Origin of the sequence: Bremerella volcania (genome assembly GCF_007748115.1) — a bacterium.
Taxonomy (GTDB): domain Bacteria; phylum Planctomycetota; class Planctomycetia; order Pirellulales; family Pirellulaceae; genus Bremerella; species Bremerella volcania.
In genome coordinates, this window is the sequence record NZ_CP036289.1 from 1,321,781 (window position 1) to 1,345,225 (window position 23,445).

Here is a 23,445-nt window from a genome sequence, read left to right on the forward strand (position 1 = left end):
CAAGGTAATTCGCCTGGCCGGGGATACAATTCCCACCAGCGCAAAGAAAAACCGGCCAGCGAGTAAGCTGTGCCGGTTTTGCTGGTTGTTTCGGTTGTAGCGATCTTATCGCATCCAGCTTGGCATCTCGCCGGCGGCGGGAAGCTCGATCACCTTGCAGGAAGTGATGTTGTCGCTGGTCATGACCTCCTTAACGGCCTCTTCGCCAGGCAGACCGTCCAGGTTCAATACACCCACGGCACTACCTGGCGTGGTGCTCGATCGACCGACGGCCATTTGAGCGATGTTGACCTGGTGGTTACCGAAGATCGTTCCGACCTTGCCGATGATGCCAGGGACATCGTTGTGGGCGAAGACGAATAGGGTACCGTCGAGGTAGGCTTCCAGACGCTGACCATCCAGCAAGATCAAGCGAGGCATGTTGCTGCCAAACAGCGTGCCGCCAACCTGGTGCGACTTGCCACCTTCTTCGATCGTTGCGGTGATGCTGCTCGCGAAGCTGCCCAGTTCGGTGCTGGTTTCGGTCGAAAGGTCGACGCCACGGTCGAGCAGCAACATTTCGGAATTGATGATGTTCGGTTCGTCTTCCAGGGCCTTGGCCAGGAAGCCGGCACAGAACGAAGCGGTCAACAGCTTCGTGTTCTTGCTGCTGACTTCACCGCGATAGGTCAGCTTCACCGATTTCACGCCACCCGAATGTACTTGAGCGGCAACCAGACCCAGGCGATAAGCCACGTCCAGATAACCTCGAATGCTTTCCAGCGTTTTGGGGTCCAGCGGAGCCACGTTCACCGCATGGCGAATCTCGCCGGTCGTCAGGTAATTGACCACCAACTGAACCGCTTCAACGGCGACTTGTGTTTGAGCTTCTTCGGTACTTGCACCCAGGTGCGGCGTGGCGACGACGTTTTCCATGCCAAACAGTGGGCTGTCGGTGCAAGGCTCTTCGGCGTAAACGTCCAAAGCGACACCGCCCAGGTGACCCGATTTCAGACCTTCGACCAGTGCTTCTTCGTTGTAGATACCACCGCGAGCACAGTTGATCAGGCGAGCACCTGACTTCAAGGTTTTGATCGACTCGGCGTTGATCATGTCCTTGGTTTCTGGGGTCAGCGGGGTGTGCACCGTCAGGTAATCGACGTGAGGGAGCATGCCGGGAACGGTTTCGGAAAGCTCGATTCCCAATTCGGCGGCTCGTTCCGGGCTGACGAACGGATCGTAAGCGATCACTCGCATCTCGAAGGCCAATGCACGCTTGGCGACTTCCATGCCGATGCGGCCCAGGCCGACGACGCCAAGGGTTTTGTCGGCCAACTGCGTACCCATGTACTTCTTGCGATCCCAGCGGCCTTCGACCAGGCTTTGGTGGGCGGCCGGCACGTTTCGCGAGAGCGCCATCATCAAGCAGAAAGCATGTTCGGCGGTACTGATGGTGTTCCCGGTGGGGGTATTCATCACCACGATGCCATGCCGAGCTGCCGCCTTGGAGTCGATGTTATCGGTACCGACACCGGCTCGAGCGATCACCTTCAAGTTGGTGTTGCCTTCGAGAGACTCGGCGGTGATCTTGACGCCGCTGCGGCAGATAGCCCCATCGAACTCGTTGAGGGCACTTCGTAGTTCTTCACCTTTGAGGCCGGTGCGAACTTCGTATTCAATCCCAGGGGCCTGATCCAACAGGTCGAGACCTTCCTGAGCGAGCGTATCCAAAACAATGACTTTAGGCATGATGCGTTTCTTTGGCTGAGGGTTTGCCAGCGAAGTTAGGGAAGTGAGGGGTGTTTACTTCTTGAACTCAAGCATGAAGTCGCGAAGCTTTTCGACGCCTTCGACAGGCATCGCGTTGTAGATCGAAGCACGCACGCCACCAACACTGCGATGACCGCCCAGTTGGGTCAGCCCAATTTCGTTGGCCGCGGCGAGGAACTTCTTATCCGACTGGTCGTCACCCAGTTTGAAGGTCACGTTCATTTTCGAGCGAACTTCCGGCACGGCGTGACCGGTGTAGAAGCCGCCCGACTGATCGATGGCATCGTACAACAGTTGGGCCTTGGCTTCGTTTTGAGCCTGGATCTTTTCCAGGCTGCCGAATTCTTCCTGCAGCCACTTGCAGACCAGGCCCAGCAGGTAGATGCCGAACGTTGGCGGCGTGTTCCACATCGAATCGTTCTCGGCGTGGTTACGATAAACCATGTAGCCTGGCAGGTCGCTGCTGGCGTGTGCCATCAGGTCTTTGCGAATGATCACGACGGTCACGCCCGCCGGTCCGGCATTCTTCTGGGCACAAGCATAGATGATGCCATACTTCGAGACGTCGACCGGACGGCTCAGGAAGTCGGACGAAAGGTCCGAAACCAGCGGCACGTTGCCCACTTCAGGTTCGCTCTGGAATTGAACGCCTTGAATGGTTTCATTCGAGGTGATGTGCACGTAAGCGGCGTCCGAGGTGAGCTTCAGATCGCTTTGGCTGGGAAGGTTGTTGTAATTACTCGGTTTGCCGTCCCAGGCGACGTTGGTCTTGCCTTCTTTGACGGCTTCTTCCAACGCCTTCTTACCCCAACTACCCGTCAGGACGTAGTCGGCCGTCTTGTCGGTTCCTTTGAGCAGGTTCATCGGGATCATCGAGAACTGCAGCCGCGACCCGCCTTGCAGGAAAAGGACCTCGTGCGTGTCGGGAACGTTCAGCAGCGATACGAGCCGTGCCTTCGCGTCCGCGTGGATATCCATGTAGGTCTTGCCACGATGGCTCAGTTCCATGACGGAACTACCGACGCCTGGCAAAGCGACCAAGTCGCGCTGGGCTTCTTCAAGCACAGGAAGGGGCATAACGGCAGGACCGGCAGAGAAATTGAATACGCGTTCTGGCATGACAGTCGGCTCAAAGGAAGATGGTCAACCGATTGGGGCCGTCTGTGTCTTTCGCAAGACATCCCAGACGGAACCGGCAGATAGCAAGTAAACCCAGATTTTAAGGGGAATTCCTCTTCGATAGAAGCGGCCCCCGCGCCGCGTGGAAAGAATTGAATCCACTGGGCGCAAATCGGTTCATAACAGAAGGATACAGACGCCCCAAAAGGGTTCAGAATCGTCCTGACGCTCCGATAGGAATGGATCGAAAATGCTCAATCCGGCCGGGCACTCTGCGCGTTAGAACACATTAGTAACGTTTGCGAGTGTTTGGCTGATTGGCCAATTGCGTGCCGGTGGTAGGAGCCATGGGGACTTCGCTTTGGATTCCCTGACGTTGTAAGGCAGCAATTCGAGAGCCAACCCCGGCATCGAGATTGTTCAGTTGGTACGATCGCTGGTAATTCGCCAACGCCTGGCCGAGTTCCCCATTCTGCTCACGTAGGCTGCCAATCGCTGCCCAAGCACGAGAGTTGTTGGCATCGACCGCCAAGGCCTGATTCAGCTGGTTCATGGCGTTTTCTTTGTCGCCAAACTCTTGATAGAGACGAGCCAACTCAATTTTCGGATCGGCCAATTGCGGTGCCCTCTGTTCCCAGCGTTCCATCAACGTGAAGGCTTTATCACTACGCTGCGTATCAACCAGAAGGACGGCCAAACCGCGGTGGCACTCAGTATGATTGGGATTGAGATCCAGACATTGGTTGTAGAGGGCTTCGGCCTGGTGCAACGTATTCTGGTCGCCCGATTGCTTGCCCATCTGGTGATAGGTTGCGGCCAGGTTGTAATAGGCGTCTGGGTTGGTGGGATCGTGCCCCAAAGCTTTCTGAAACTGATTCACCGCGACCTGGGGCTGACCTTCTTCCACGGCGCGCACGCCAGCGACGTTGTAGCCTGAAGCGGCCATCTGGCAGCCGATACTTGCGCTGGCCAGCGATGCAACGAGTGCGAAGAGAATCAGTTTTCGGTGAAGAGTCGTTTGTCGATGCACGTCATCAACCCCATAATCCTGTTGTCAGGCGACTTATTTTCATGCGTCGGGGGAGAATAGTGGCGACTTCTTCCTTGATCAAGACGAATTCGCTCAAGAAAAGACCTCGGGAGGCCGAAAAGCCTCCCGAGGTCGCTAGCAACGTTGGTTTGTCGGCTTAGTCTTCGATCGCGGGAACTTCGTCCGAGAACGCTGGCATTTGTTCTTCGGCCTGTGCTTCTTCAATTGATTCGGGAAGAACGTTGCCGTTGCGGCTGTAACCCAGATCGCGAATCACTTCCAGGATTTCGCTACAAGTTGGGAACATCCGACCGCTAGAACGCTTGTAGGCGTCCAGAGCTTGCATGAACTCGATTTCGTCGTCAGAGTAGTCGCGTTCGCAGGTGGTCGGGTCGATTTGACGACGACGATTCACTTTAGCTCGGCGTTCCATCTTCGGTTCGGCTTCGGCCGGGCCCTTGTTCTCTTCGACGGCAGCTTCCGGCTTCTTGGTCTTTTCGGCAGCGGCCTTGCTGCGGCGATCGGTTCGGCGACGATCCATCACGACCTCCTGCTCTCCGACGCGTTTCTTTGTCGCCTTGGTGGACTTGGCCTTGGTCGAAGTCTTCGTCGAGGTCTTGGAGGCGGTCGTCTTGCGGGTCGTCGTTTTTGCTTTGGCCACGATGGTAAGCTCCGTTGACTTGGATGGTTGGGGAGGATGTGTTGGGAATACCCAACTCATCGGAGTCCCATGTGGTAACTTTGCAACATTCCGTAAAGCTTGCAGATTGTGCAGATTATTCCGGTTAGCAGGACCCTTGTGACTGCGCAAAGAATGCATCATCCCTTTCTCCAGGTGGTCAGGCCCAAAAAAAGCCGTGCGAATCATGACGCACGGCCTTGAATAGTAGGAAAGAAGGAGGAACGCTGACGCTACTCGGCCTGGGATTTCAGCTTCTGCTGAGCCACGTCTTAGCTGACGACGGGGTTTTGCTCAGTAGCTGGCGAAAGATGGCTCGACTCTTGTTCTTGAGTCGATGCGGCCGGTTCGATCGTTGTTTCATGTAGGACCGAGAAGGCATTCCCAAGAGATCGTGTACCTGGCAGGAAGCTGCGCGTGAGCGTGTCGATCAGAGGGGCCGCATCCTGGTAAGCGGATAACTGTTCTTCGATTGGGTTCAAATCGGTAGCGACGCGGTTGATCGATTTGAGGGCCATGTCGGTCTGGCTGACCATGCTGCGAGCCAATGGCTCAAACGATGAAGTGGCAAATCGCGTGAAGCCTGGTTCGCGTGATGCGAACTGAGCCGCAGGAGCAAGTTGGGGGAGGGTACTTGGCTGTAAGTCGACCGGTTGCGGAACGGTTACCAATGTCTGAGTGGACGGCGACGTAGCGGATTCTGCTGGAATAAAGATGCCAGGCACGGCTGCGATCACCGTCAGGCACAAGGCCAGCCCCATGGCGATTGCCGGCAGCGAAACCTCTTTCCACAAGGTGCTTTCGACCCGGGAAGCAGGCGACACCTTGGCAGATGACGTGTCCGCCGGGGAAGCACACTTGAGCCCGGCGAAAAGTGCCTGATAGGTGAACAAGAGTTCTTCACACTCGGCGCGATCGGCCTGGCAGACTAGCGGTAACAACGTTTCCACCTCGTCGAGGCGGCCTTCGTCGAGCCAGTCTTGGAGCGTGTTTTCAAACTCTGCAAACTTCACGAATCGATTCCTGAAGGGTGATTGTAAGGAGGTGCCTTTAGGGGAAGCGTAGTTTAGTCGGTGGCTCGAGCAAGCTGGCTCGCCCGGTATTCCTGGGTAACGCCGCGACTGGCGAGACGTTGGACCAATTCGCGGCGGGCACGATGAACCCAGGTTTTTACGGTTCCTAGCGGGCAATCCATCTGCTCGGCGATTTCACCGTACGAAAGTTGGTGATCGTGGAACAGAAGAAACGCCCTGCGGTATTCTTCTCGGACATGGGATAGGGCCAACTGAACTTCTTCGGCTAACAGTTCGCCCCGATGGTCGGCCCCGCGGTGGTCTTCGACGTGATCCTGAGTCTCACAGGCGATCGGCCGCCGGTTTCTTTGGGCCAGGTGAGTCCGGCAGCGGTTGCCGGCGATGGTCATGATCCAAGGCTCGATCGGACGACTTCGATCCCACCGATGGAGGTTGCGGAACACGCGCAGGAAGGTTTCCTGGGCCATGTCCTCGGCCTCGTGGTGTTCCCCCACCATACGGTAGCACAGCAGGTAGACCTGGTTTCGAAAACGACGTACGAACTCAGAGACCGCGCTCTGGTCTCCGTCCATGCATTGGTCGACTAGCAGGCTGAAGTTCGTCAAAGGACCGCTCCTGGACTGATCACATCCACTCTGCATACTTATACCCACGACTAGAATAGACGGTTTCGCAGAATTAGAGAAAGTGAGCGAGATTGACCAGTTATTCCTAGCTTAGCGGGTATTCTTGGAGTCTGCGAGCGAGAATTGTCCGTTTCGTTCGTTCCGCTGCGATCATCAACGAAAAAAGCCACTCCATGAGGAGTGGCTTAAATGGTTTTTAACGAAGCGTTTGCACTCGGGTGGATATCGGCACTAGCGGCGGTTATCCATCAGTCGACGAATGGCGTCATTGGCAGCCGCTTGGCTGTCCTTCGAGCCGGCGTTTTCTACCTGAGGCAATTTGCCGTAGGTCTTCTTCTTCGAGCCAAACATGCCCAAAAGGCCTGTCTTGGTCTTGCCATCCTTCATGTCGCCAGCAGCTGCTTCTTCCTCTTCCAACTCACGGAGTTCGTCCAGGGAAACAGTACGCGTTTCGTCGACGCGGAACTGACGCGTCTCCGGATTCTCCATCCGCATCTGGCGTTCTTCTTCGTCGGCTTCTTCCAGCCAGCTGGCAACGTCGTTGCCGAGGCCGCTTGCTTCCGCCACACGACTGGCAGCTTCTTTCACACTGCTAACCTTCGAGCGTTTGGCCGCACCCAGGGTGTGGTCGATCAGAATCAGGAAGTCGAGTGGTCCTACGCGGAGTTCGTCTCCCATCTTCAACTCGATAGTGCCCTCGACGCGTTCGCCGTTGACGTAAGTTCCATTCTTGCTTCCGAAGTCCTCAAGAAACAGCTTGGAATCACGTACTGCGAGTGCGCAGTGCTTGCGACTGACCATGTCGCTTTTGGGCTTCAGGTGACATCCATCACCTCGACCGATGACGAAGTTGTCGACGGGGAGTTTGAACTCCTTGCCGGCACTTGGTCCTCGGATAACTTGGAGCATGACTTGCATATTTAAATCCTTCCTGTGCAACGGCTAATCCCACCTTTGAGAAACTCAAATAATGGCGGTTAAAAGGATTGATTCGGGATTCACCGAGCCGACCGAAGGGGTCTATCTGTTCCGATGCAATCAGCGCGCCGAGCGTGAAGACAAATGAGAATAAATTCGGCTAACTGACCCTACAGAAAAGTCCTCTTAAAATAACGGTTTCAACCGCGATTGCAAATGGTTTCTTTGGGGGTGCGGTAAACCACGCACTGCGATTTTTTCCGCTGCCTCCAAACGTGAACTCTAAAACCTATATCGACAATCTGGCTTTCATCCTTAACTAAGCATATGTCCCCACTAAGTCCAGGTCAATGGTTTTGATATTGGTATTGGTTAACGTTTATGCGTCCAGTCGGAATGTGCGAACTTGACCGATTCGATCTCTTGGGCGGATTGTGTCTCTTTGTCGGTTAGCGGCTGGATGGTGTAAGTACTTTGGAATTTGTGTCTTAAGGTGTCTTTCCACCGGTCGATCAGCAACTGGGCGGAAATTTCTTGCCCGGTAATGTCTTCGAGCCCAAGTAGCTCGGGCGCCCAGGGTGATTGTTGCAATATCACACTCCCGTGTTGCAAAACGGCAACTTGGTGGCGACGCTGCGCGCTACCGCAAATCTTGTGGTCATCAACGATTACGTCGACTTCGTGGCGCCTTTGGAAGCAGAGGAAGGGTTCCGGAGCAGAACTGGCGTGCGGCTTGCCGCTTAAGTGGGCGTTGATACCCCAGTTTGCTAGCACTTCGATCAACGTCTCGTGGAACAGGTCGAACCAGCGTGTGGTTTCTTCCGACCGGGAATCTCGCACAGGGGCGACGAAGCTGTAGGTCAACTCGCGATCGTGCATGATCGCTCCACCACCAGAGGCTCGTCGGACGCACGCGCAGCTGGCGCTGGCCTCGTGCTGTCGGCGATCGTCGTACCTCTGGAAATAGCCCAGCGAGAGAGTCGGTTCGCTCCATCCGTAAAACCGCAGGGTTGGCATCCCCAAATCAACCGCTCCGCGCAAGATCGCTTCGTCGACCGCCATGTTCCATGTGCCGCGTGTTGGTGGGTCGACGATTAGACGCATCTCGTTCAAGGTAACTCGTTTTGGGCTTAGCCTCGTCTCCGGCGCAGAGGACAGCGCTGAAGTGAAAAGCGTTGGGAAAGACTTCCCACGGGTAAGATTTCAATCCCTTACCCTAGCCCTCTCCCATCGAGCGATGGAGGGGGACCAGAGAACCGCTACCGGACATGTTGCTGGTAACTAGCTGCTGCAGAAGTCGGCCCGCAGGCAAGGGCTTCTTGCTGCTTGGACCTCGTTCGGACGGCTAATGGGGGTCGTATGCGGCGCTTCGTGCAGCAGTTCGGCGTCTTCTTCGGTGATCTTGAAGAGCGTCTGGACGAAGGCGTCGAGCGTCTCCTTGCTCTCGGTTTCGGTCGGCTCGATCATGATGGCCTCCGGAATCGTCAACGGAAAGTAAACCGTCGGAGCGTGGAAGCCATAGTCGAGCAGGCGCTTGCCGATGTCCATTGCCGTGATGCCCCGTTCCTTCTTCAGTTCGGAAGCGGACGCAACGAACTCGTGCATGCAGCGTTCGCCTCGCGGAACGGGAAGGAAGTGCTTTACCTTGCTCAGCAGGTAGTTCGCGTTGAGCACGGCATTCTCGGAGACTTCTCGCAGCCCCTCGGGACCATGCGAGAGAATGTAGCAGTAAGCGCGGACGAGCACGCCGGTGTTGCCAAAGAAGCTCCGCACGCGGCCGATCGAATCGGGGCGATCGAAGTCGAGCTTGTAACGATCGCCATCCTTTTCCACGATCGGTGAAGGAAGGAACGGCTTCAACTTCTCGGTCACGCAAATCGGACCAGCCCCCGGACCACCACCGCCGTGCGGACCACTGAAGGTCTTGTGCGGGTTGTAGTGCATCATGTCGGCCCCGAAATCTCCGGGGCGAGCAATGCCGAGAATCGCATTCATGTTGGCGCCATCCAGGTAGATGAGGCCACCCTTTTCGTGTACCGCGTCGGCGATCTCGCGCATGTTCTTCTCGAACAAGCCCAAGGTGCTGGGGTTGGTGATCATCAACACGGCGATGTCGTCGGTCAACTTCTTGCGGAAGTCATCCATATCGACGCCCCCATTGGGATCGCTCTTGATGCTGACGGCCTTGAAGCCTGCCATCTGGGCACTGGCCGGGTTGGTGCCGTGCGAGCTATCAGGGGCCAGCACGACCTTGCGATCTTCGCCGATGCTCTTGAAGTATTTGGCAGCAGCCATCAGGGCCGTCAGTTCGCCGTGAGCCCCGGCGGCTGGTTGCAGCGAGCAAGCCGGCAGGCCTGAGATCTCCGAAAAGATGCCTTGCAGTTCGTATAGTAGCTGCAGCATCCCTTGGATCGTCGACTGGTCCTGGTAAGGGTGCAGATCGACGATACCCGGCAGCGAAGCCAGACGCTCGTTCCGCTTCGGGTTGTACTTCATCGTGCACGAACCGAGCGGATAGTAGTGCGTGTCGACCGACATGTTCTTGGTCGAGAGGTTCGTATAATGACGAACGACTTCCCCCTCGGTCAGTTCCGGCAGCTTGGGCGCTTCGTCTGCAAGGAAGTTCGAGGGGATGATGTCCTCGATCGGCTGCTCTGGGACGTCGCAAGGTGGCCAATGAACGGCGACGCGGCCAGGATGGGAAAGCTCGGACAGTAGTTGGGTTGCTTGTTGGTTACGCATGGATCGTGGAACCCCCGGTGTGACAGAGGGAGAATGTTCGGGTCAAAGCGTCGATTTCGGCCTTGGTGCGTTTCTCGGTCACGCACACCAGGAAACAGTCATCCATTTCGGGGAAGAATTGCCCCAGCGGCACGCCGCCGAGGAAGCCAGCTTCGCGAGCTTCCGCCAGTAGGCCTTCGACGTTGCCTTGCGTATCGCGAAGGACAAACTCTTTAAAGAATGGGCTGCCGCCGAATACCGGCTCCAGTCGATCGATTTCGGTCAACGTCTGCTGAGCATAGTGCGCCTTCTGCGTGCACAGCGTCGCGGCTTGCCTCAGACCGCCGGGGCCCAGCAGCGACAGGTAAATCGAAGCACGCAGGGCAAACAATCCCTGGTTGGTGCAGATGTTGCTGGTCGCTTTTTCGCGGCGGATGTGTTGTTCCCGCGTTTGCAGCGTCAGCACCCAGCAGCGTTTGCCGCGGCGGTCTTCGGTTTGACCGACAATACGACCCGGCAGGCGGCGAACGAATTGATCGTTACAAGCCATGATGCCCAGGTAAGGTCCGCCGTACTGCATGGGCGAACCGAGCGAGTGTCCTTCGGCGACGGCGATGTCGGCGCCCAGGTCGCCTGGCCGTTTGAGCAAGCCCAGGCTGATCGGATCGAAGCTTTGAATGACGACCGCGTCATTCTTGTGGGCGATCTCGGCAATCGCGGCGACGTCTTCGATTCCGCCGAAGAAGTTTGGCGACTGAACGATCACGCAATTCGTGTCGGCGTTGACCGAAGCTTCGACCTTAACGAGATCGGCTATGCCGTCCGGACAGGCGATTTCGACGATTTCGATGCCCAGATCGGCGAAGTAGGTTTGCAGAATTTGTCGATATTCAGGATGAACCGAACCGAGGACGACGACCTTTTCGCCCCGCTTGCCGGTGTTGAGTGCCATGATGACCGCTTCGGCCAAAGCACTGCCGCCGTCGTACAGACTGGCATTGGAAAGGTCCATGCCGGTCAAGTCGCAGATCAATGTTTGGTACTCAAACATGGCCTGCAAGTTGCCTTGCGAGACTTCCGGCTGATAGGGCGTATACGAAGTGTAGAACTCGCCGCGCGATGCCAATGCGTCGACGGCGGCCGGTATGAAGTGGTCGTAACTGCCACCACCCAGGAAACAGGCATGCGTCGCTGGAGAAGCATTCTTCGCAGCCAGGGCCGAGAGGTGCTGCGTCAGTTCCAACTCGCCCATTTGCGGCGGAAGATTCAGGTCTCGCCTGAGCCGCAGGTCTTCGGGAATGGTGCTAAACAACTCTTCAATCGAATCGACTCCGATCGACTTCAGCATCGCTGCCTGATCGTCCGGAGTGTTGTAGAGATAGCTCATCCAATCGGTTCCAAAAATTGAGTTTTCAGTTCTCAGTGTTCAGTTTTCAGTGGGGGGAGAGGGAGAAGTATTCCTCGCTGAACACTTCAAACTGAAAACTTCCAACGAAGAAGGCCTTAGCCTTCTTCGGCACACATCTTGTCGTAGCCGGCTTTATCCATCAGGTCGGCCAGGGCCGAGTCATCGCTGATTTTGATTTTGGCGATCCAGCCGTTGTCGTACGCGTCTTCGTGCAGCGAATCCAGATTGTCGGGCAGGGCCGAGTTGGCTTCGATCACTTCGCCGGTTACGGGAGCGTAGATATCACTAACCGCTTTAACCGACTCGATTTCACCGAACGACTCGCCAGCGGTGACTTCCTTGCCCACTTCGGGCAGTTCCAGGTAAACCAGGTCGTTCAGGGCTTCGATCGCGTGGGCACTGATGCCGACCGTGGCAATCTTCGCACCGTCCGACTCTTCCACTTTGACCCATTCGTGCGTCTTGGCGAAAAGCAAATTGTCCGTGGACATGATCGGGAAACTCCTAAACTTACCTGCTTGGAAATTGCGTTGACTGGAATGAAGGGGAGAGGGGCGTCGTTTATTTCCGCTTGTAAAACGGAAGCGGAACGACTTTCGCCGAGTGGCGTTTGCCGCGCACGTCGACATCGATCAGCGTGCCTTCGGCCGCGTATTTTCGAGCGACATAACCCATCGCGATGGGCGCGGCGAGGGTGGGCGATTGCGAACCGCTGGTCACTTCGCCAATGAGTTCGTCGCCAGAGTAAAGCGGATAGTGCTCTCGCGGGACACGTTTGTCCTGCATCACCAGACCGATACGAACCGGAAGCGAATCTTTGTCGAGCGTTTCCAGGGCCGCCTTGCCGATGAACTCGTGGTCCCAAGACATGGCGAACCCAAGACCTGCCTGCAGTGGCGTAATCTCTTCGGAAAGCTCGTGCCCGTAGAGCGGCATCGCGGCTTCCAGTCGCAGCGTATCGCGGGCACCAAGTCCCACCGCATGACCACCCACTTCGGTGGCCGCCACGTGCAGGGCTTCCCAAACGGCGATCGCGTTTTCCGCGGGAACGGTCAGTTCGACACCATCTTCACCGGTGTAGCCGGTTCGGCTCACGAGCCCGTGGTGGCTGAGAATCGTCGCTTCGCGACCTTGGTAGTATTTCAGCTCCGAGATGTCACCCTCGATTAACTCCTGGGCGATGGCCATCGCTTTGGGGCCTTGCACGGCGATCATGGCCGTTTGTTCGGTGTGGTCGGTGAACTTCACGTCGTCCGCCAGGCGAGCATTGATCCAGTCGGCGATCTTCTCGCGATTGCCGGCGTTAACCACCATCCAGGTGTACGACTTGCCATCACTGTCTTGGAGATGATAAGTCAGGATGTCGTCGAGAATGCCGCCATCCTCTTTGCAAACCAGACCATAGCGAATGCGGCCAGGCTTCAAATCCGCCACTTTGCGAGTGACCAATCCATCAATGAATTCAAGAGCCCCGTCCCCATCGAAGCGGAAGCGGGCCATGTGGGAAACGTCGAACAGACCGACGGCGTTTCGGGTCGCGTTGTGCTCGTCAATGATCGAGGTGTACTGAACCGGCATCGACCAGCCGGTAAAGTCGACCATTCGTCCCCCGTTCGCGGCGTGCCAGTCGTAGAGTGGTGTCTTTTTCAGTGTTTCGGTCGTCATCCGTCGAACGTCTCGTATTCTCGTCCAGGCCAGTCACCGCGCAAACAAGAGTGCTCTGGTCGATTCCCCTTCTGGGAAAAGCCAGTGACGGTGACTGCGTCGCCGCGAAAAGTGCGGGGCTCAGTCGAGCTAAGATGCCAATAAGCAAAGGAACAAAGTGGTCGCTTGCGATTGTATACGATCCGGCGCGAGTGAACAGGGGCAAGCTCCAGGAGAAAGTGGGGGTAACAGTTGGGATTGTTACCATTGCGTGCGAGGAAAGCGGGCTAACGGCGATGCCTGGCCAATTGTTGCGCTGCTTGGGGTGAGAAACGTAAAATGTCTATCCGGCAGGTCGGCATTGCGGCATCCCGGCATCTCCGTAGCGGCTTATACGGGCACGTTCCGAAGAGGGGGGCGAACTGTCTGAACCGGGTTGTCCAAGTCAGCCCAGGCAACTTAATCGGGTCAATTCAGATAGTTTATCGATTCGCGACCGTCCATCCGAAAAATGGAGTAGTGTGGATGAATCGTTTGGCCGGTCGACGTGAGATCGAAGCCGCTCGCGTTGGACATCCGATCTTCCAGTTGCGGCGTTTTTCGGGGCATCTTCCTCGTGGCAACTTACGTCCTTCATGGTTGTGGGGGCTGACAGAGTACCGTTTGGGGCAGGAAACGTCGTCACTATCGCTTCGAGGGACAGTTCGTGCAGATCTCTTCGAGTACATTCAATGACGTATGGCTAGTCAGCTGTGCGGCCTTGGTCTTCCTGATGCAGGCCGGTTTCTGCTGTTTGGAAGCCGGATTGGTTCGTTCGAAGAACAGTATTAACGTCGCCGCCAAGAATCTGGCTGACTTTGCTCTCTCGGGGGTGATCTTTTGGGCCGTAGGCTTCGGGCTGATCTATGGTGCCACAGCCTGGGGATGGTTGGGTACCACTGATTTCTTTTTCGACGGCGGCTCAAAGTCTGGGGGCCTCGAGGCCTTCTTTCTTTTTCAGCTCATGTTTTGCGGAACAGCGACCACCATTATCGGCGGCGCCGTTTCCGAAAGAATGCGATTTGTAAGCTATTTGATCACGGCGTCGGTCGTTGCCTTGTTGATTTATCCCTTATATGCCCATTGGGTCTGGGGCAGTGGTGGCTGGCTGGCCAGACTGGGGTTTGTCGACTTTGCAGGAAGCTCGGTCGTCCATGGCGTGGGAGGCTGGATCAGCTTGGCGGTTTGCCTGATCGTGGGGCCGCGAATCGGTCGCTTTGGCGACAAAAACTCAACGAACTGCGTCGGTCACAACTTGCCGATGGCGGCCTTGGGGGGGCTGCTCCTGGCGTTTGGATGGATTGGCTTCAATGGAGGAAGCACCTTCGAACTGGACGACCGGATCCCACATATCGTCACCGCAACCATGTTATCGGGGGTAGCCGGAGCGGTAACCTCGCTGGCCGCTGCTCGCGTGCTGCGTATTCGCAGAGAGTTGGAACTACTGATCAATGGTCTCCTGGCCGGTCTCGTTGCCATCACCGCGTGTTGTCATGTGGTGTCCCTGTTCGATGCGATGGTCATCGGATTCGTGGCCAGCCTGGCCATGATGGCCAGTTCGCACTTGCTGGAGAAACTAAGAATAGATGACGTGGTGGGGGCCGTGCCGGTGCATGCCGTCGCCGGCGTCTGGGGGATCCTATCGGTTGCTTTATTTGGCAACCTGGCCGTGCTTGATACCGGCTTGGGGCGTTGGGAGCAGTTGGGCGTACAAGGGTTGGGCGCGACGGTCTGCTTTGCCTGGTCTTTTGGGGTCGGCTTTGGTGTGCTCTGGTGTTTGAATCGGATTCGTTCGTTTCGGGTCGATCGTCAAACCGAATCGATCGGATTGAATGTGTCCGAACACGGCAGTCGATCCGAATTCCACGACCTGCTGAGGGTCATGGAGCAACACTCCGAGACAGGCAACTTTGAAATTGAAATTGACCTGCAGTCGCACACCGACGTGGGACAGATCGCTCAGGCATACAACAACGTCGTGTCGTCGCTCAAGGAAAAGCAGTGGCAAGTCGAAATTGCGATCGAAGAACTCTACCAGGCAAAGAAGGAGCTACGTGAGTCAAGTCGACAGATTCATTCACTCAAGTCTAACCTCGACAAACACACGCTCTATTCGATTACCGATCGATCGGGAAAAATCATCGAGGTAAACGAAGGGTTCTGCCGGATTTCTGGCTACAAGGAAGACGAATTGATCGGTCGTGATCATCGCATTCTGAATTCTGGCCACCATCCGAAATCGTTCTGGGGAGAGATGTGGCGGACGATTCTCGCCGGAGAGACCTGGCGTGGTGAAGTTTGCAATCGAGCCAAGGATGGCAGCCTGTATTGGGTAGATGCCACGAACATTCCTTTTCACGACAGCGATGGGAAGATCGAAAAGTTTGTTTCGCTTCGGTTCGATATCACCGACCGAAAGCGTGCCGAAGAACGCTCCATCGCGGCGAGCAACGAGTTGCAGGGCGTCCTTGGGGCCGCGACGCGCGTCTCTATCATCGCCAGCGACTGTCAAGGGATCATTACGACGTTCAATGCCGGGGCTGAAGCGATGCTTGGCTACACGGCCGAAGAAATGGTTGGAAAGCAAACGCCGGCGATCATTCACGTTGAGTCGGAAGTCGTCGCTCGAGGAAAAGAGTTAAGCCAATTGTTGGGAGAGCGAGTCGAAGGTTTCCAGGTCTTCGTCAAGCAGGCCATGATCAACGGGCATGAGGAACGTGAATGGACCTACGTTCGCAAAGACGGCTCGACGTTAGATGTCTCGCTTACCGTTACGGCCAGGTACGATGACGAGGGCCAGATCATTGGCTATCTGGGGATTGCGCAGGACATCTCAGCGCGTAAGCGCGCCGAAGAGGAGAACCGCCGATTGACGGAACGCCTTGACCTGGCTCTTCGCGGCTCGAACACTGGTTTGTGGGACTGGGTTGTGCCGACTGGTGAGACGGTCTTCAGCGATATTTGGTATACCATGCTTGGATACGAGCCTGGGGAATTGCCGATGCACGTTGATACATGGATCAGCCTTTGCCATCCAGATGACCTATCAATGGCGACGGATGCCATTCAGCGGCATTTTCGAGGAGAAGATCCTGTCTACTGTTGCGAGCATCGTGTTCGCTGCAAGGACGGATCGTGGCTGTGGGTTCGCGATATAGGCGAAGTGGTGGCCTGGAACGAGGACGGCTCGCCGAAACGAATGGTCGGCGTACATATTGACGTTCAGGAACTGCAACAGGCGATCGAACAAGCGAATTCAGCGAATCAAGCCAAGAGCGATTTCCTGGCGAACATGTCCCACGAGATTCGCACTCCGATGACCTCAATCCTTGGTTATTCTGAGTTGCTCCTCAACGACCTATCTGCGGAAGACTTATCCGACGAGCATAACAATGCCTTGGAAACGATCAATCGCAACGGCGAGCATCTGCTCGCGATCATCAACGACATTCTGGACATGTCGAAGATCGACGCGGGAAAGTTATCCCTAGAGGTTCTAGCGACCCAGCCGCATGCGATTGCGGAAGAGGTGATCTCCCTGCTCAACGTACGAGCGATTGGCAAAGGGATTGCTCTGCGGCTTCGATATGATTCGGAGTTTCCTGAAACGATTCAATCAGACCCGACTCGATTGCGTCAAATTCTGTTGAACATTGTTGGGAATGCCATCAAGTTTACGGAGATCGGCGAGGTAGTAATTTCGCTTTCTCATCTGCCAGAACAAGGTCTGATGCAGTTCCGCGTTACCGACACAGGGTTGGGGATGACGCCCGCCCAGTTGGAAAAGATCGCCAACTTCGAACCGTTCATCCAAGCCGACTCATCCACCACGCGTGAGTTCGGAGGCACTGGACTTGGGCTGCGGATCTCGAACTGCCTGGCCAGCATGTTGGGAGGACAAATTATCGTCGATTCCGAGCAAGGCTTCGGCAGCACGTTTACCGTCACGGTTGCTACCGGAGACATTCGTTCGTCTTCGATGGTTCAGCTGAAGGACGGGGCAGAAAACGAGATCGTATTGTCGGACGATTCCAAGTCGTCGAAAACATCGACAGCTACGGACTTCAACCAATCGGATAGGCTGCTGAAGGGATTGCAGATTCTTCTCGCTGAGGATGGCCTGGATAACCAGCGCCTGATTTCGCTCGTGCTCAGAAAATCCGGGGCCGTAGTGAAAGTTGTGGAAAACGGTCAGCTGGCCTACGAGGCGGCGCAAGAGGCAGTTTCCAACGGCTCGGCGTTTGACGTCGTTCTGATGGACATGCAGATGCCCGTACTTGATGGCTATTCGGCAGTCGGAAAGCTTCGAGAATCCGGCTACCAAGGCATCATCGTGGCACTGACGGCACATGCCATGGTGGGGGACCGTCAAAAATGCCTGGACGCCGGCTGCAACGACTTCGCCACCAAACCAATCAATCGCCAGCTATTGATCGAGTTGATTCGGGATTTAGTGGACCATTCCGCGACGTATCCGGCAGACTGTGCGGACGGAGTGAAGCCTTAGCCCACCGCATGCTTTCCTGGATTTAGAAAAGTCTACCCTGCTACAATTCGCCGGCGGATCGCAGGAAACGCAAGTGATGCGCGGCATGAGCCGCGTGAACACGATGCAGCGTTTCCAGATCCAAATGCCCAAAGCCAGGGTGTGGATGAAAGGTGCCTTGATGCTGCAGGAATCGTTCGACACTTTCTGCAAATGCCGCGACTTCCTCGTTGTCGTTCAATTCGTTGGCCGGAATGAAGATGGAAGCCGTTCGGATTCCTCGCGGCGAGTCCCCGCGCAAGATCTTAGGCATTAGCGTCCGCCGAACGATCGGGCGCAGAAACGCGAACAAGCTGAAGAACCAAGGATAGCCATCAATGCTCGGGTCCTGAACGGTGCGCAAATGCCAGCATATCTGGCCCAAAGTCCAGTTACCGTGGCGAACGTAACCCGATTCAAGAAGCTGCCGAGCATCCACCACCGCTTCCTCAAGCGTCGCGAATTTCAAATCGCGCAGTCGGCCCGCATCCTTCGCACCGCGAGCAGACCGGGTTTCCATCAACGAACTCCGATGCATGAATAGAAAAGTGGCCGAGGCGGGGATCGAACCCGCACGATGGTTACCCATCGCAGGATTTTAAGTCCTGTGCGTCTGCCAGTTCCGCCACTCGGCCTAAGGAGAAATGAACCGCCGTCAGGTGGGTTTTCTGGTAAAAAGTGAGAATTTTTTGCTCACCTAGTAACCCAAACCGGTGGTGCGGTGTTATATTGCTGGGCGTTGGCAATCAGACGCATTGTGACACCCCACGCGGGGAATCACAAGTGGTTTGATGCCAAACAGTTGGGCGGCACGTACTTATCGGCGTTCTGTGTCCCGCCGCCCAATGGTTTGGATTGACTTTTTGACCAAGATCGAAACGATTTCCGCGAAGTAGCATCAGAACTTCACGTATCGCTGATTAGGGATTCAAGAAAGAAATCTAAAACCATGAACTACCGACAGCCTAGCGTCGTAGAGACCATGATTTGGCTCATCGCCGCCGCTATTGCCGCATTTGTGGCGATCGGCGTGACCTTACTGATGGCAACGGTAACGGCGGTGATGCTACTGGCCAGGATGGCAGGTGAGGCGGCTCGTTCGGTCTTCCAGTCCATTTTTGGCAGATCGACGATTCACAAACAACATTCCAGGGAACAAGGAGTTCGTCCGACAATCATCGAGGGTCAGGTACTCAGCCGAAGTTAGTTCATTTTGGCACGTTAAGTGCTCAAAGGCTGAATCTCGAAGTTAGGAAGTAGCCTTTCCGGCAGTGGCCAAGCGAACTTCCCAGGCAGACTTCGGGTCTTACCGACATTGGCAACTTGACCTTTGGGGATTGGCGAACGAGAGAGATGATCGCACCTCGACATTTTCATTTGGCGGGCACATCGGCTTCGGAACGACTCGATGTGGTGTTATCGCCGACGGGCAAAACGTTCGTCGACGGCAAGATGATTGCATTGACCGAGTTACTCGCAAAACTGTGCGGTGACAATCGTTGCGAGAGTACCCGCGTGCGTATTTTTGCGGCATCTGCTTGCCGCTTTGATCATCTTGCTGACGTTTTTCGCTTGTGCAAGATGCACGGAATCGTGAACGTCGAACTGGTCGCCTAGAAATTTTCTTGCGCTGCTAAAAGGTGTGCTGGCGGCTATCTGATTCTCTCAGTAGCCGCCCGGTACGTATGCTTTTGATCTGGTCGATTGACCACACTATTCAGCGCGACCTAAAATGAGTCCCGACTCAAGCAACTCTTTCGGGAATCGATCATGACCGGCGATTTGACGGGCGACCCTGTACGATTGGCGATTGCCATCTGCCCGCTGGCGGCTTATCTGGCACTGATTGGCTTTATTAATTTGCGCAGGGGACCCTTCATCACTTCAGGCGGACGCGATGCGTTGGCGTTGTCGATTGGGCTCAGTGGTCTTGCGATGATCGGCCCGCTGGCTCTGATGATGCCAAGTTGGTCGATTAGCGTCTACGGTCCCTATGCGTGGCTGATGATGCTGACCCTTTATTTCCTGATGGTGGCCTTTTTCATTCTGACGCGGCGACCGCGGATCGTGGCTTACAACACGACGATCAAACACCTGCGGCCCCTGTTGCGGGAAGTGGCCGATGGCCTCGACCCTGCAGCACGTTGGGCAGGCGAATCCCTGTTCCTGCCGACGTTGCAGTTGCATCTTGTGATGGAAGAAGACTACGGCACGCGAAACGTCTTGATCAAGTCGGTCGGGCCTCGGCAAGACTTCACTGGCTGGCGGCAGTTAGAATTGGCTCTGGCACAGATCGTTCGCCAGCACGAAAAACTCTCGATCAATCCCTACGGTATCTTTCTGGTTGCCGTCGGGATCTTCATGCTCTTATCAGTCTGTATCCAGGTTTACCTGCACGGAGACTTCGTGAGCCTGTTTCTGCACGAGTTCTACTTGGACGTCTAACTTTGCTCGCCCCTAAGCTTCGTAGGGTTCGCCCAGTTCGTAGAGGTATTCGTACCGATAGATGCCAGAGTCGTGCCCGTCGCTAAAGACGATTTGGTACGCATAATGCCCCACCGGGTTCATCCCCTTGATGGTGATTGGGGCCATCTCGGCGGGGCTTAAGATCGTGAGCTGACTTGCCGGCTTCTCGGCTTGATGCGATTTCTTCTCACGCGTCAGGGCATCGGGGCTGGCGTCTCGCAGATCGCGCGGTTTGTAAACGCGAACGGTCTGGTCACTCCAGTCGATCCTCAGTCGTCCATCAGGCAGCAGACTCAGGGCAGTGGGCTGGGCGGACATGGGGCTACCCTTTCCGTGAATCGATGAAGCGGCGGCCTTTTCCTTCGAAGCGGGGCAGTGTGCCTGCTTCGACCAGTTTAACTTCGACCTTCAGGCCCAGTCGCAGCTGTAATTCCTGGGCAATCCGCTCGGGCTCTTGTTTGCGGTCTTCGACTTCCACGGATATCGCGTCCATCTCGCCCCGTTTTACCGCCGTCAGGCGATATTCGATCACCTCGGGAAAGCCGCGCAGGATCTGTTCGATCGAGGTCGGAAAGACGTTCACGCCGCGGATGATCATCATGTCGTCCGCGCGGCCGAGCACGCCCCCTTCCAGCAGCACGAAATTGCAACGGCCTGCGGTGTTCCAGCATGGCTTCACCAGGTCTCCGGTTCGATAGCGGATCACCGGCGAACCATTTCTACCCAGCGTGGTGATGATCAGTTCCGAAAGCTCCCCTTCGGCGGCCGAAGTCCCGGTATCGACCGAAATGAATTCCGGCAGGAAGTAAGCTTCATTGACGTAGACGCCAGTTTGGTCCGCGTCGGAAAATCCCCACGGGCCGACTTCGGTGGCGCCGCTATGATCGATCACCTTGGCATTCCACGCGGATTGAATGCGATCGCGAATCTCAGGGATCGAACCCCCTGGCTCGCCGGCCAGGATCAGGCATCGAACGCCTAGTTCGTCGAGGTGAGTGTGATTCTGCTGGGCGACTTCCGCCATGTGCAGGGCATACGTCGGGGTGCAAAAGACGACGGTGGCCCGGCTATGTTGAATCAGTTCCAGCCGGCCGGTCGTGCTGAGGCCGCCACTGGGAATGGCCAGGCAGCCCCGGTGGGTCGCCGCATCAAAAGCACTCCAGAAGCCCACGAAAGGACCAAAGCTGAACGCAAAGAAGCAGCGATCGGTGCTGTCGACCTCGGCCACATCCAGCACGTACTGCCAGGCCTCGATCCACCACTGCCAGTCGGTTTCGGTATCGAGCACCACCATCGGGCGTCCGCGTGTGCCGCTTGTGCGATGAAAGCGGACATACTGGTCGAGATCGTAGGTGCGGTTGTTGGCCAGGTCGCCACTCTCGTGGCTGCCGATCAGTTCTTCTTTGAACGTGAAAGGGAGTTGGCTCAACTCTTCGAGCGACGTCAGTGGTAGTTTCAGGCCAGCGAATTTCTCGGCGTAAAACCCATTCTGCGGGAGTATCTCGGCCAGCATGGCATTGAGCTTCGACAGCTGATACTCGGCCAGATTCTCAGGGCTGTGGCAACGATACGTTTCGCGCTGTTGGGGGGTAGTCGGTTCCATGGATGAATCATAAAACGTCCGACATGCCAAGACCAGTCGGGAGGGTGATTGCTCGCCGCCCCCACCTAACGCAGTGTGGGGTATTCCGATTAAGATGGATGGTTTCGCCCACCGCCCCATACCCAGCCGGAGAAGTACATGACAGATGCCCAAGTCGAAACGGAAGGACCGCAAAGCAATCGAGCGGCCCGGGGCATTGTGTTCCTGACGGTCTTTATCGACCTGCTCGGCTTCGGCATGGTGCTACCCCTTCTGCCCATCTATGCCGACCAGTTCGTCGTCGATGAAGCAGGCTGGCAAATTGGTCTGCTGATGGCCAGTTTCTCGGCCATGCAGTTCCTCTTCGCCCCGCTGTGGGGAAGACTCTCCGATCGGATCGGCCGTCGCCCGGTATTGATGATCGGTTTGCTGGGGAGCGTCGTATTTTACTCGCTGTTCGGCGTGGCGACGATCATGCAGTCGCTGACTCTGTTGTTCGTGTCACGCATCGGCGCCGGTATTGCTGGGGCGACGATCTCGACGGCCCAGGCCTACATCGCCGATACGACGACCTTAACGGAACGTCCCAAGGGGATGGCATTGATCGGCATGGCATTCGGGCTCGGTTTTACCTTCGGTCCTCTCTTTGGATACCTGGCCGTGCCCACCGGGACCGGCGACCCCGGCCCGGCACCGGGGTTCGCTGCGGCTGGGCTTTCCCTGGCGGCGCTGCTGTTGGCTTATTTCAAATTGCCTGAGAGTCTCTCGGTCGATAGTCCTTCGGCCGCCAAGCAGAACCTTTCGGTCGCAGGCCTGCGGGATGCGCTTTCCATACCATCGATCGCGATGCTCTTGATTGCGCTGTTTGTGGTCGTGTTTGCGTTTGCGAATTTCGAGACCACCCTCTCGATGCTGCTCAAGGGGCGTCAAGGACAAGAACAGCCGTTTTCGTTCACCTTTGGCCAGGTCTGTCTGACGTACGCCTACATCGGTTTCACGCTCGCGCTGGTCCAAGGGGGCATCGTGCGACGCGTGGCTGGCAAGGTCAGTGAAGGGATCCTGGCATCATTCGGGTGTATCTTGATGGCCGCCGGTATGCTGCTGATTCTGAAGGCCACGCAAGACCAGTCAGTCGGGCTGTTATTGGGCTCGCTGGCCGTTGTGGTTGCCGGTTTCGGTTTCATGATGCCGTCGCTCAACTCGTTCATCTCGCGTCGCAGCGATCCCGACAAGCAGGGCGGGATTCTGGGCATTGGTCAAAGCGTGAACTCCCTGGCCCGCATTATCGGCTCAGCGTTGGGCATTCCACTGTTGAAGCTGAACATCGTCGCCCCGTTCGTGATCTCGGCGATCATCATGGGACTTGGGCTGCTGCTGGTGATTGTGGCTTCACGTAGCGGGAAAGATTTCGCCTCCAACGAGGCTTAGCGATCTTCGAGCCCAGAAATGCTACCCAGGGCACGATCCGGGTTTTCCAGAAACGAAGTCAATAAGATCTGCGCCGACAACATATCCAAACGTGCTTTGCGGCGTTTCTTCGTCAGCCCGGCCTCTTGCAGCAACTCTTTTGCCACGCTGGTGGTGAAGCGTTCGTCGTAGTACGTCACCGGTACGTTCGTCGTCTCGTACAGCCACTTGCCGAATTGGCGTGCTTCGTACGATTTCTGACTCTCGTCGCCGCTCATATGAACCGGCAAGCCTACGACAAAGAGAACGATGCGTTCCAACTCAGCGAGTTCTTTGAAGTACTGGGCATCTTTCGAGGGACTGCGGCGGTTGTAGTTTTCCAAAGGGCTGCATAGAACCCGGTCGGGGTCGGTGATGGCAACGCCGATGCGAACCGTGCCATAGTCGACTGCCGCGATACGTCCTTTTTCGGGGATCTCAGGGATCTGGTTGCTCATG

General features: G+C 56.3%; 21 protein-coding genes and 1 tRNA gene. 5 read left to right on the forward strand and 17 right to left on the reverse strand.

Annotated features, from left to right (window positions below; genetic code table 11):
* Window positions 1-105: 105 nt before the first annotated feature.
* The 12 genes from serA to gcvT all read right to left on the reverse strand — a co-directional run bounded on the left by serA (window position 106) and on the right by gcvT (window position 12,949).
* Window positions 106-1,728 carry a phosphoglycerate dehydrogenase gene (serA, locus tag Pan97_RS05230; protein WP_144971078.1) on the reverse strand — a complete coding sequence of 541 codons (1,623 nt, stop codon included), beginning with the start codon at window positions 1,726-1,728 and terminating at the stop codon, window positions 106-108.
* Window positions 1,729-1,782: 54 nt separating this feature from the next.
* A complete protein-coding gene (serC, locus tag Pan97_RS05235) occupies window positions 1,783-2,868 on the reverse strand; it encodes a 3-phosphoserine/phosphohydroxythreonine transaminase (protein WP_144971079.1) in 1,086 nt (361 codons plus the stop codon).
* A 289-nt stretch (window positions 2,869-3,157) separates the two neighbouring features.
* Entirely contained in the window at window positions 3,158-3,898 is a 741-nt protein-coding gene (locus Pan97_RS05240) for a tetratricopeptide repeat protein (RefSeq protein WP_196782288.1), read from the reverse strand.
* A gap of 157 nt (window positions 3,899-4,055) precedes the next feature.
* A complete protein-coding gene (locus Pan97_RS05245) occupies window positions 4,056-4,559 on the reverse strand; it encodes a hypothetical protein (RefSeq protein ID WP_241676362.1) in 504 nt (167 codons plus the stop codon).
* 290 nt (window positions 4,560-4,849) lie between these two features.
* Window positions 4,850-5,590, reverse strand: coding sequence for a hypothetical protein (locus Pan97_RS05250; RefSeq protein WP_144971080.1), 741 nt, complete (start codon window positions 5,588-5,590; stop codon window positions 4,850-4,852).
* A 53-nt stretch (window positions 5,591-5,643) separates the two neighbouring features.
* Window positions 5,644-6,216, reverse strand: a complete 573-nt coding sequence (locus Pan97_RS05255) for an RNA polymerase sigma factor (RefSeq protein WP_165698622.1) — start codon at window positions 6,214-6,216, stop codon at window positions 5,644-5,646.
* Between the two features lie 252 nt (window positions 6,217-6,468).
* Window positions 6,469-7,155, reverse strand: coding sequence for an FHA domain-containing protein (locus tag Pan97_RS05260; RefSeq protein WP_144971082.1), 687 nt, complete (start codon window positions 7,153-7,155; stop codon window positions 6,469-6,471).
* Between the two features lie 372 nt (window positions 7,156-7,527).
* Window positions 7,528-8,259, reverse strand: a complete 732-nt coding sequence (locus tag Pan97_RS05265) for a lipoate--protein ligase family protein (RefSeq protein ID WP_241676409.1) — start codon at window positions 8,257-8,259, stop codon at window positions 7,528-7,530.
* Window positions 8,260-8,436: 177 nt separating this feature from the next.
* Window positions 8,437-9,897, reverse strand: a complete 1,461-nt coding sequence (gcvPB, locus tag Pan97_RS05270; protein ID WP_144971084.1) for an aminomethyl-transferring glycine dehydrogenase subunit GcvPB — start codon at window positions 9,895-9,897, stop codon at window positions 8,437-8,439.
* Complete coding sequence (gene gcvPA, locus Pan97_RS05275; protein WP_144971085.1) at window positions 9,890-11,263, reverse strand: aminomethyl-transferring glycine dehydrogenase subunit GcvPA; 1,374 nt, start codon at window positions 11,261-11,263, stop codon at window positions 9,890-9,892. The genes gcvPB and gcvPA overlap by 8 nt, the downstream gene beginning before the upstream one ends.
* A gap of 116 nt (window positions 11,264-11,379) precedes the next feature.
* On the reverse strand, window positions 11,380-11,775 hold the full coding sequence (gcvH, locus tag Pan97_RS05280) for a glycine cleavage system protein GcvH (RefSeq protein WP_144971086.1): 396 nt from the start codon (window positions 11,773-11,775) through the stop codon (window positions 11,380-11,382).
* Window positions 11,776-11,845: 70 nt separating this feature from the next.
* Window positions 11,846-12,949: a glycine cleavage system aminomethyltransferase GcvT gene (gene gcvT / locus Pan97_RS05285; RefSeq protein WP_144971087.1), complete on the reverse strand. Its 1,104-nt coding sequence runs from the start codon at window positions 12,947-12,949 to the stop codon at window positions 11,846-11,848.
* A gap of 685 nt (window positions 12,950-13,634) precedes the next feature.
* Here gcvT and amt point away from each other — a divergent pair.
* A complete protein-coding gene (gene amt / locus Pan97_RS05290; RefSeq protein ID WP_144971088.1) occupies window positions 13,635-17,474 on the forward strand; it encodes an ammonium transporter in 3,840 nt (1,279 codons plus the stop codon).
* 40 nt (window positions 17,475-17,514) lie between these two features.
* On the opposite strand, the gene Pan97_RS05295 is transcribed toward amt, so the two are convergent.
* Window positions 17,515-18,012 (reverse strand): DUF1569 domain-containing protein, encoded by a 498-nt coding sequence (locus Pan97_RS05295; RefSeq protein ID WP_174819540.1) that lies wholly within the window; start codon window positions 18,010-18,012, stop codon window positions 17,515-17,517.
* Window positions 18,013-18,041: 29 nt separating this feature from the next.
* A tRNA-Leu gene (locus tag Pan97_RS05300) sits at window positions 18,042-18,127 on the reverse strand.
* 314 nt (window positions 18,128-18,441) lie between these two features.
* On the opposite strand from Pan97_RS05300, the gene Pan97_RS05305 reads away from it, so the two are divergent.
* The 3 genes from Pan97_RS05305 (at window position 18,442) to Pan97_RS05315 (ending at window position 19,937) form a co-directional block, all read left to right on the forward strand.
* Entirely contained in the window at window positions 18,442-18,699 is a 258-nt protein-coding gene (locus Pan97_RS05305) for a hypothetical protein (RefSeq protein WP_144971089.1), read from the forward strand.
* A gap of 146 nt (window positions 18,700-18,845) precedes the next feature.
* The gene (locus Pan97_RS05310) at window positions 18,846-19,109 is read left to right on the forward strand and encodes a hypothetical protein (RefSeq protein WP_144971090.1); all 264 of its coding nucleotides are present in this window, start codon (window positions 18,846-18,848) and stop codon (window positions 19,107-19,109) included.
* A gap of 153 nt (window positions 19,110-19,262) precedes the next feature.
* Window positions 19,263-19,937 carry a hypothetical protein gene (locus Pan97_RS05315; protein ID WP_144971091.1) on the forward strand — a complete coding sequence of 225 codons (675 nt, stop codon included), beginning with the start codon at window positions 19,263-19,265 and terminating at the stop codon, window positions 19,935-19,937.
* Window positions 19,938-19,949: 12 nt separating this feature from the next.
* Here the strand turns inward: Pan97_RS05315 and Pan97_RS05320 are convergent, their stop codons facing one another.
* Entirely contained in the window at window positions 19,950-20,276 is a 327-nt protein-coding gene (locus Pan97_RS05320) for a DUF971 domain-containing protein (RefSeq protein ID WP_144971092.1), read from the reverse strand.
* Between the two features lie 4 nt (window positions 20,277-20,280).
* Window positions 20,281-21,561: a phenylacetate--CoA ligase family protein gene (locus Pan97_RS05325; protein WP_144971093.1), complete on the reverse strand. Its 1,281-nt coding sequence runs from the start codon at window positions 21,559-21,561 to the stop codon at window positions 20,281-20,283.
* Window positions 21,562-21,699: 138 nt separating this feature from the next.
* Here Pan97_RS05325 and Pan97_RS05330 point away from each other — a divergent pair, with 138 nt between their 5' ends.
* Window positions 21,700-22,968 (forward strand): MFS transporter, encoded by a 1,269-nt coding sequence (locus tag Pan97_RS05330; RefSeq protein ID WP_144971094.1) that lies wholly within the window; start codon window positions 21,700-21,702, stop codon window positions 22,966-22,968.
* Here the strand turns inward: Pan97_RS05330 and ruvX are convergent.
* Window positions 22,965-23,444 (reverse strand): Holliday junction resolvase RuvX, encoded by a 480-nt coding sequence (gene ruvX / locus Pan97_RS05335; protein ID WP_144971095.1) that lies wholly within the window; start codon window positions 23,442-23,444, stop codon window positions 22,965-22,967. The genes Pan97_RS05330 and ruvX overlap by 4 nt on opposite strands.
* Between the last annotated feature and the right edge of the window lies 1 nt (window position 23,445).

What these genes read in the sequence shown, in the direction of transcription:
- serA (WP_144971078.1), bottom strand. Translation starts at nt 1,728, where the DNA reads ATGCCTAAAGTCATTGTTTTGGATACGCTCGCTCAGGAAGGTCTCGAC.
- serC (WP_144971079.1), bottom strand. Translation starts at nt 2,868, where the DNA reads ATGCCAGAACGCGTATTCAATTTCTCTGCCGGTCCTGCCGTTATGCCC.
- Pan97_RS05260 (WP_144971082.1), bottom strand. Translation starts at nt 7,155, where the DNA reads ATGCAAGTCATGCTCCAAGTTATCCGAGGACCAAGTGCCGGCAAGGAG.
- Pan97_RS05265 (WP_241676409.1), bottom strand. Translation starts at nt 8,259, where the DNA reads ATGCGTCTAATCGTCGACCCACCAACACGCGGCACATGGAACATGGCG.
- gcvPB (WP_144971084.1), bottom strand. Translation starts at nt 9,897, where the DNA reads ATGCGTAACCAACAAGCAACCCAACTACTGTCCGAGCTTTCCCATCCT.
- gcvPA (WP_144971085.1), bottom strand. Translation starts at nt 11,263, where the DNA reads ATGAGCTATCTCTACAACACTCCGGACGATCAGGCAGCGATGCTGAAG.
- gcvH (WP_144971086.1), bottom strand. Translation starts at nt 11,775, where the DNA reads ATGTCCACGGACAATTTGCTTTTCGCCAAGACGCACGAATGGGTCAAA.
- gcvT (WP_144971087.1), bottom strand. Translation starts at nt 12,949, where the DNA reads ATGACGACCGAAACACTGAAAAAGACACCACTCTACGACTGGCACGCC.
- Pan97_RS05295 (WP_174819540.1), bottom strand. Translation starts at nt 18,012, where the DNA reads ATGGAAACCCGGTCTGCTCGCGGTGCGAAGGATGCGGGCCGACTGCGC.
- Pan97_RS05305 (WP_144971089.1), top strand. Translation starts at nt 18,442, where the DNA reads ATGAACTACCGACAGCCTAGCGTCGTAGAGACCATGATTTGGCTCATC.
- Pan97_RS05310 (WP_144971090.1), top strand. Translation starts at nt 18,846, where the DNA reads ATGATCGCACCTCGACATTTTCATTTGGCGGGCACATCGGCTTCGGAA.
- Pan97_RS05315 (WP_144971091.1), top strand. Translation starts at nt 19,263, where the DNA reads ATGACCGGCGATTTGACGGGCGACCCTGTACGATTGGCGATTGCCATC.
- Pan97_RS05320 (WP_144971092.1), bottom strand. Translation starts at nt 20,276, where the DNA reads ATGTCCGCCCAGCCCACTGCCCTGAGTCTGCTGCCTGATGGACGACTG.
- Pan97_RS05325 (WP_144971093.1), bottom strand. Translation starts at nt 21,561, where the DNA reads ATGGAACCGACTACCCCCCAACAGCGCGAAACGTATCGTTGCCACAGC.
- Pan97_RS05330 (WP_144971094.1), top strand. Translation starts at nt 21,700, where the DNA reads ATGACAGATGCCCAAGTCGAAACGGAAGGACCGCAAAGCAATCGAGCG.
- ruvX (WP_144971095.1), bottom strand. Translation starts at nt 23,444, where the DNA reads ATGAGCAACCAGATCCCTGAGATCCCCGAAAAAGGACGTATCGCGGCA.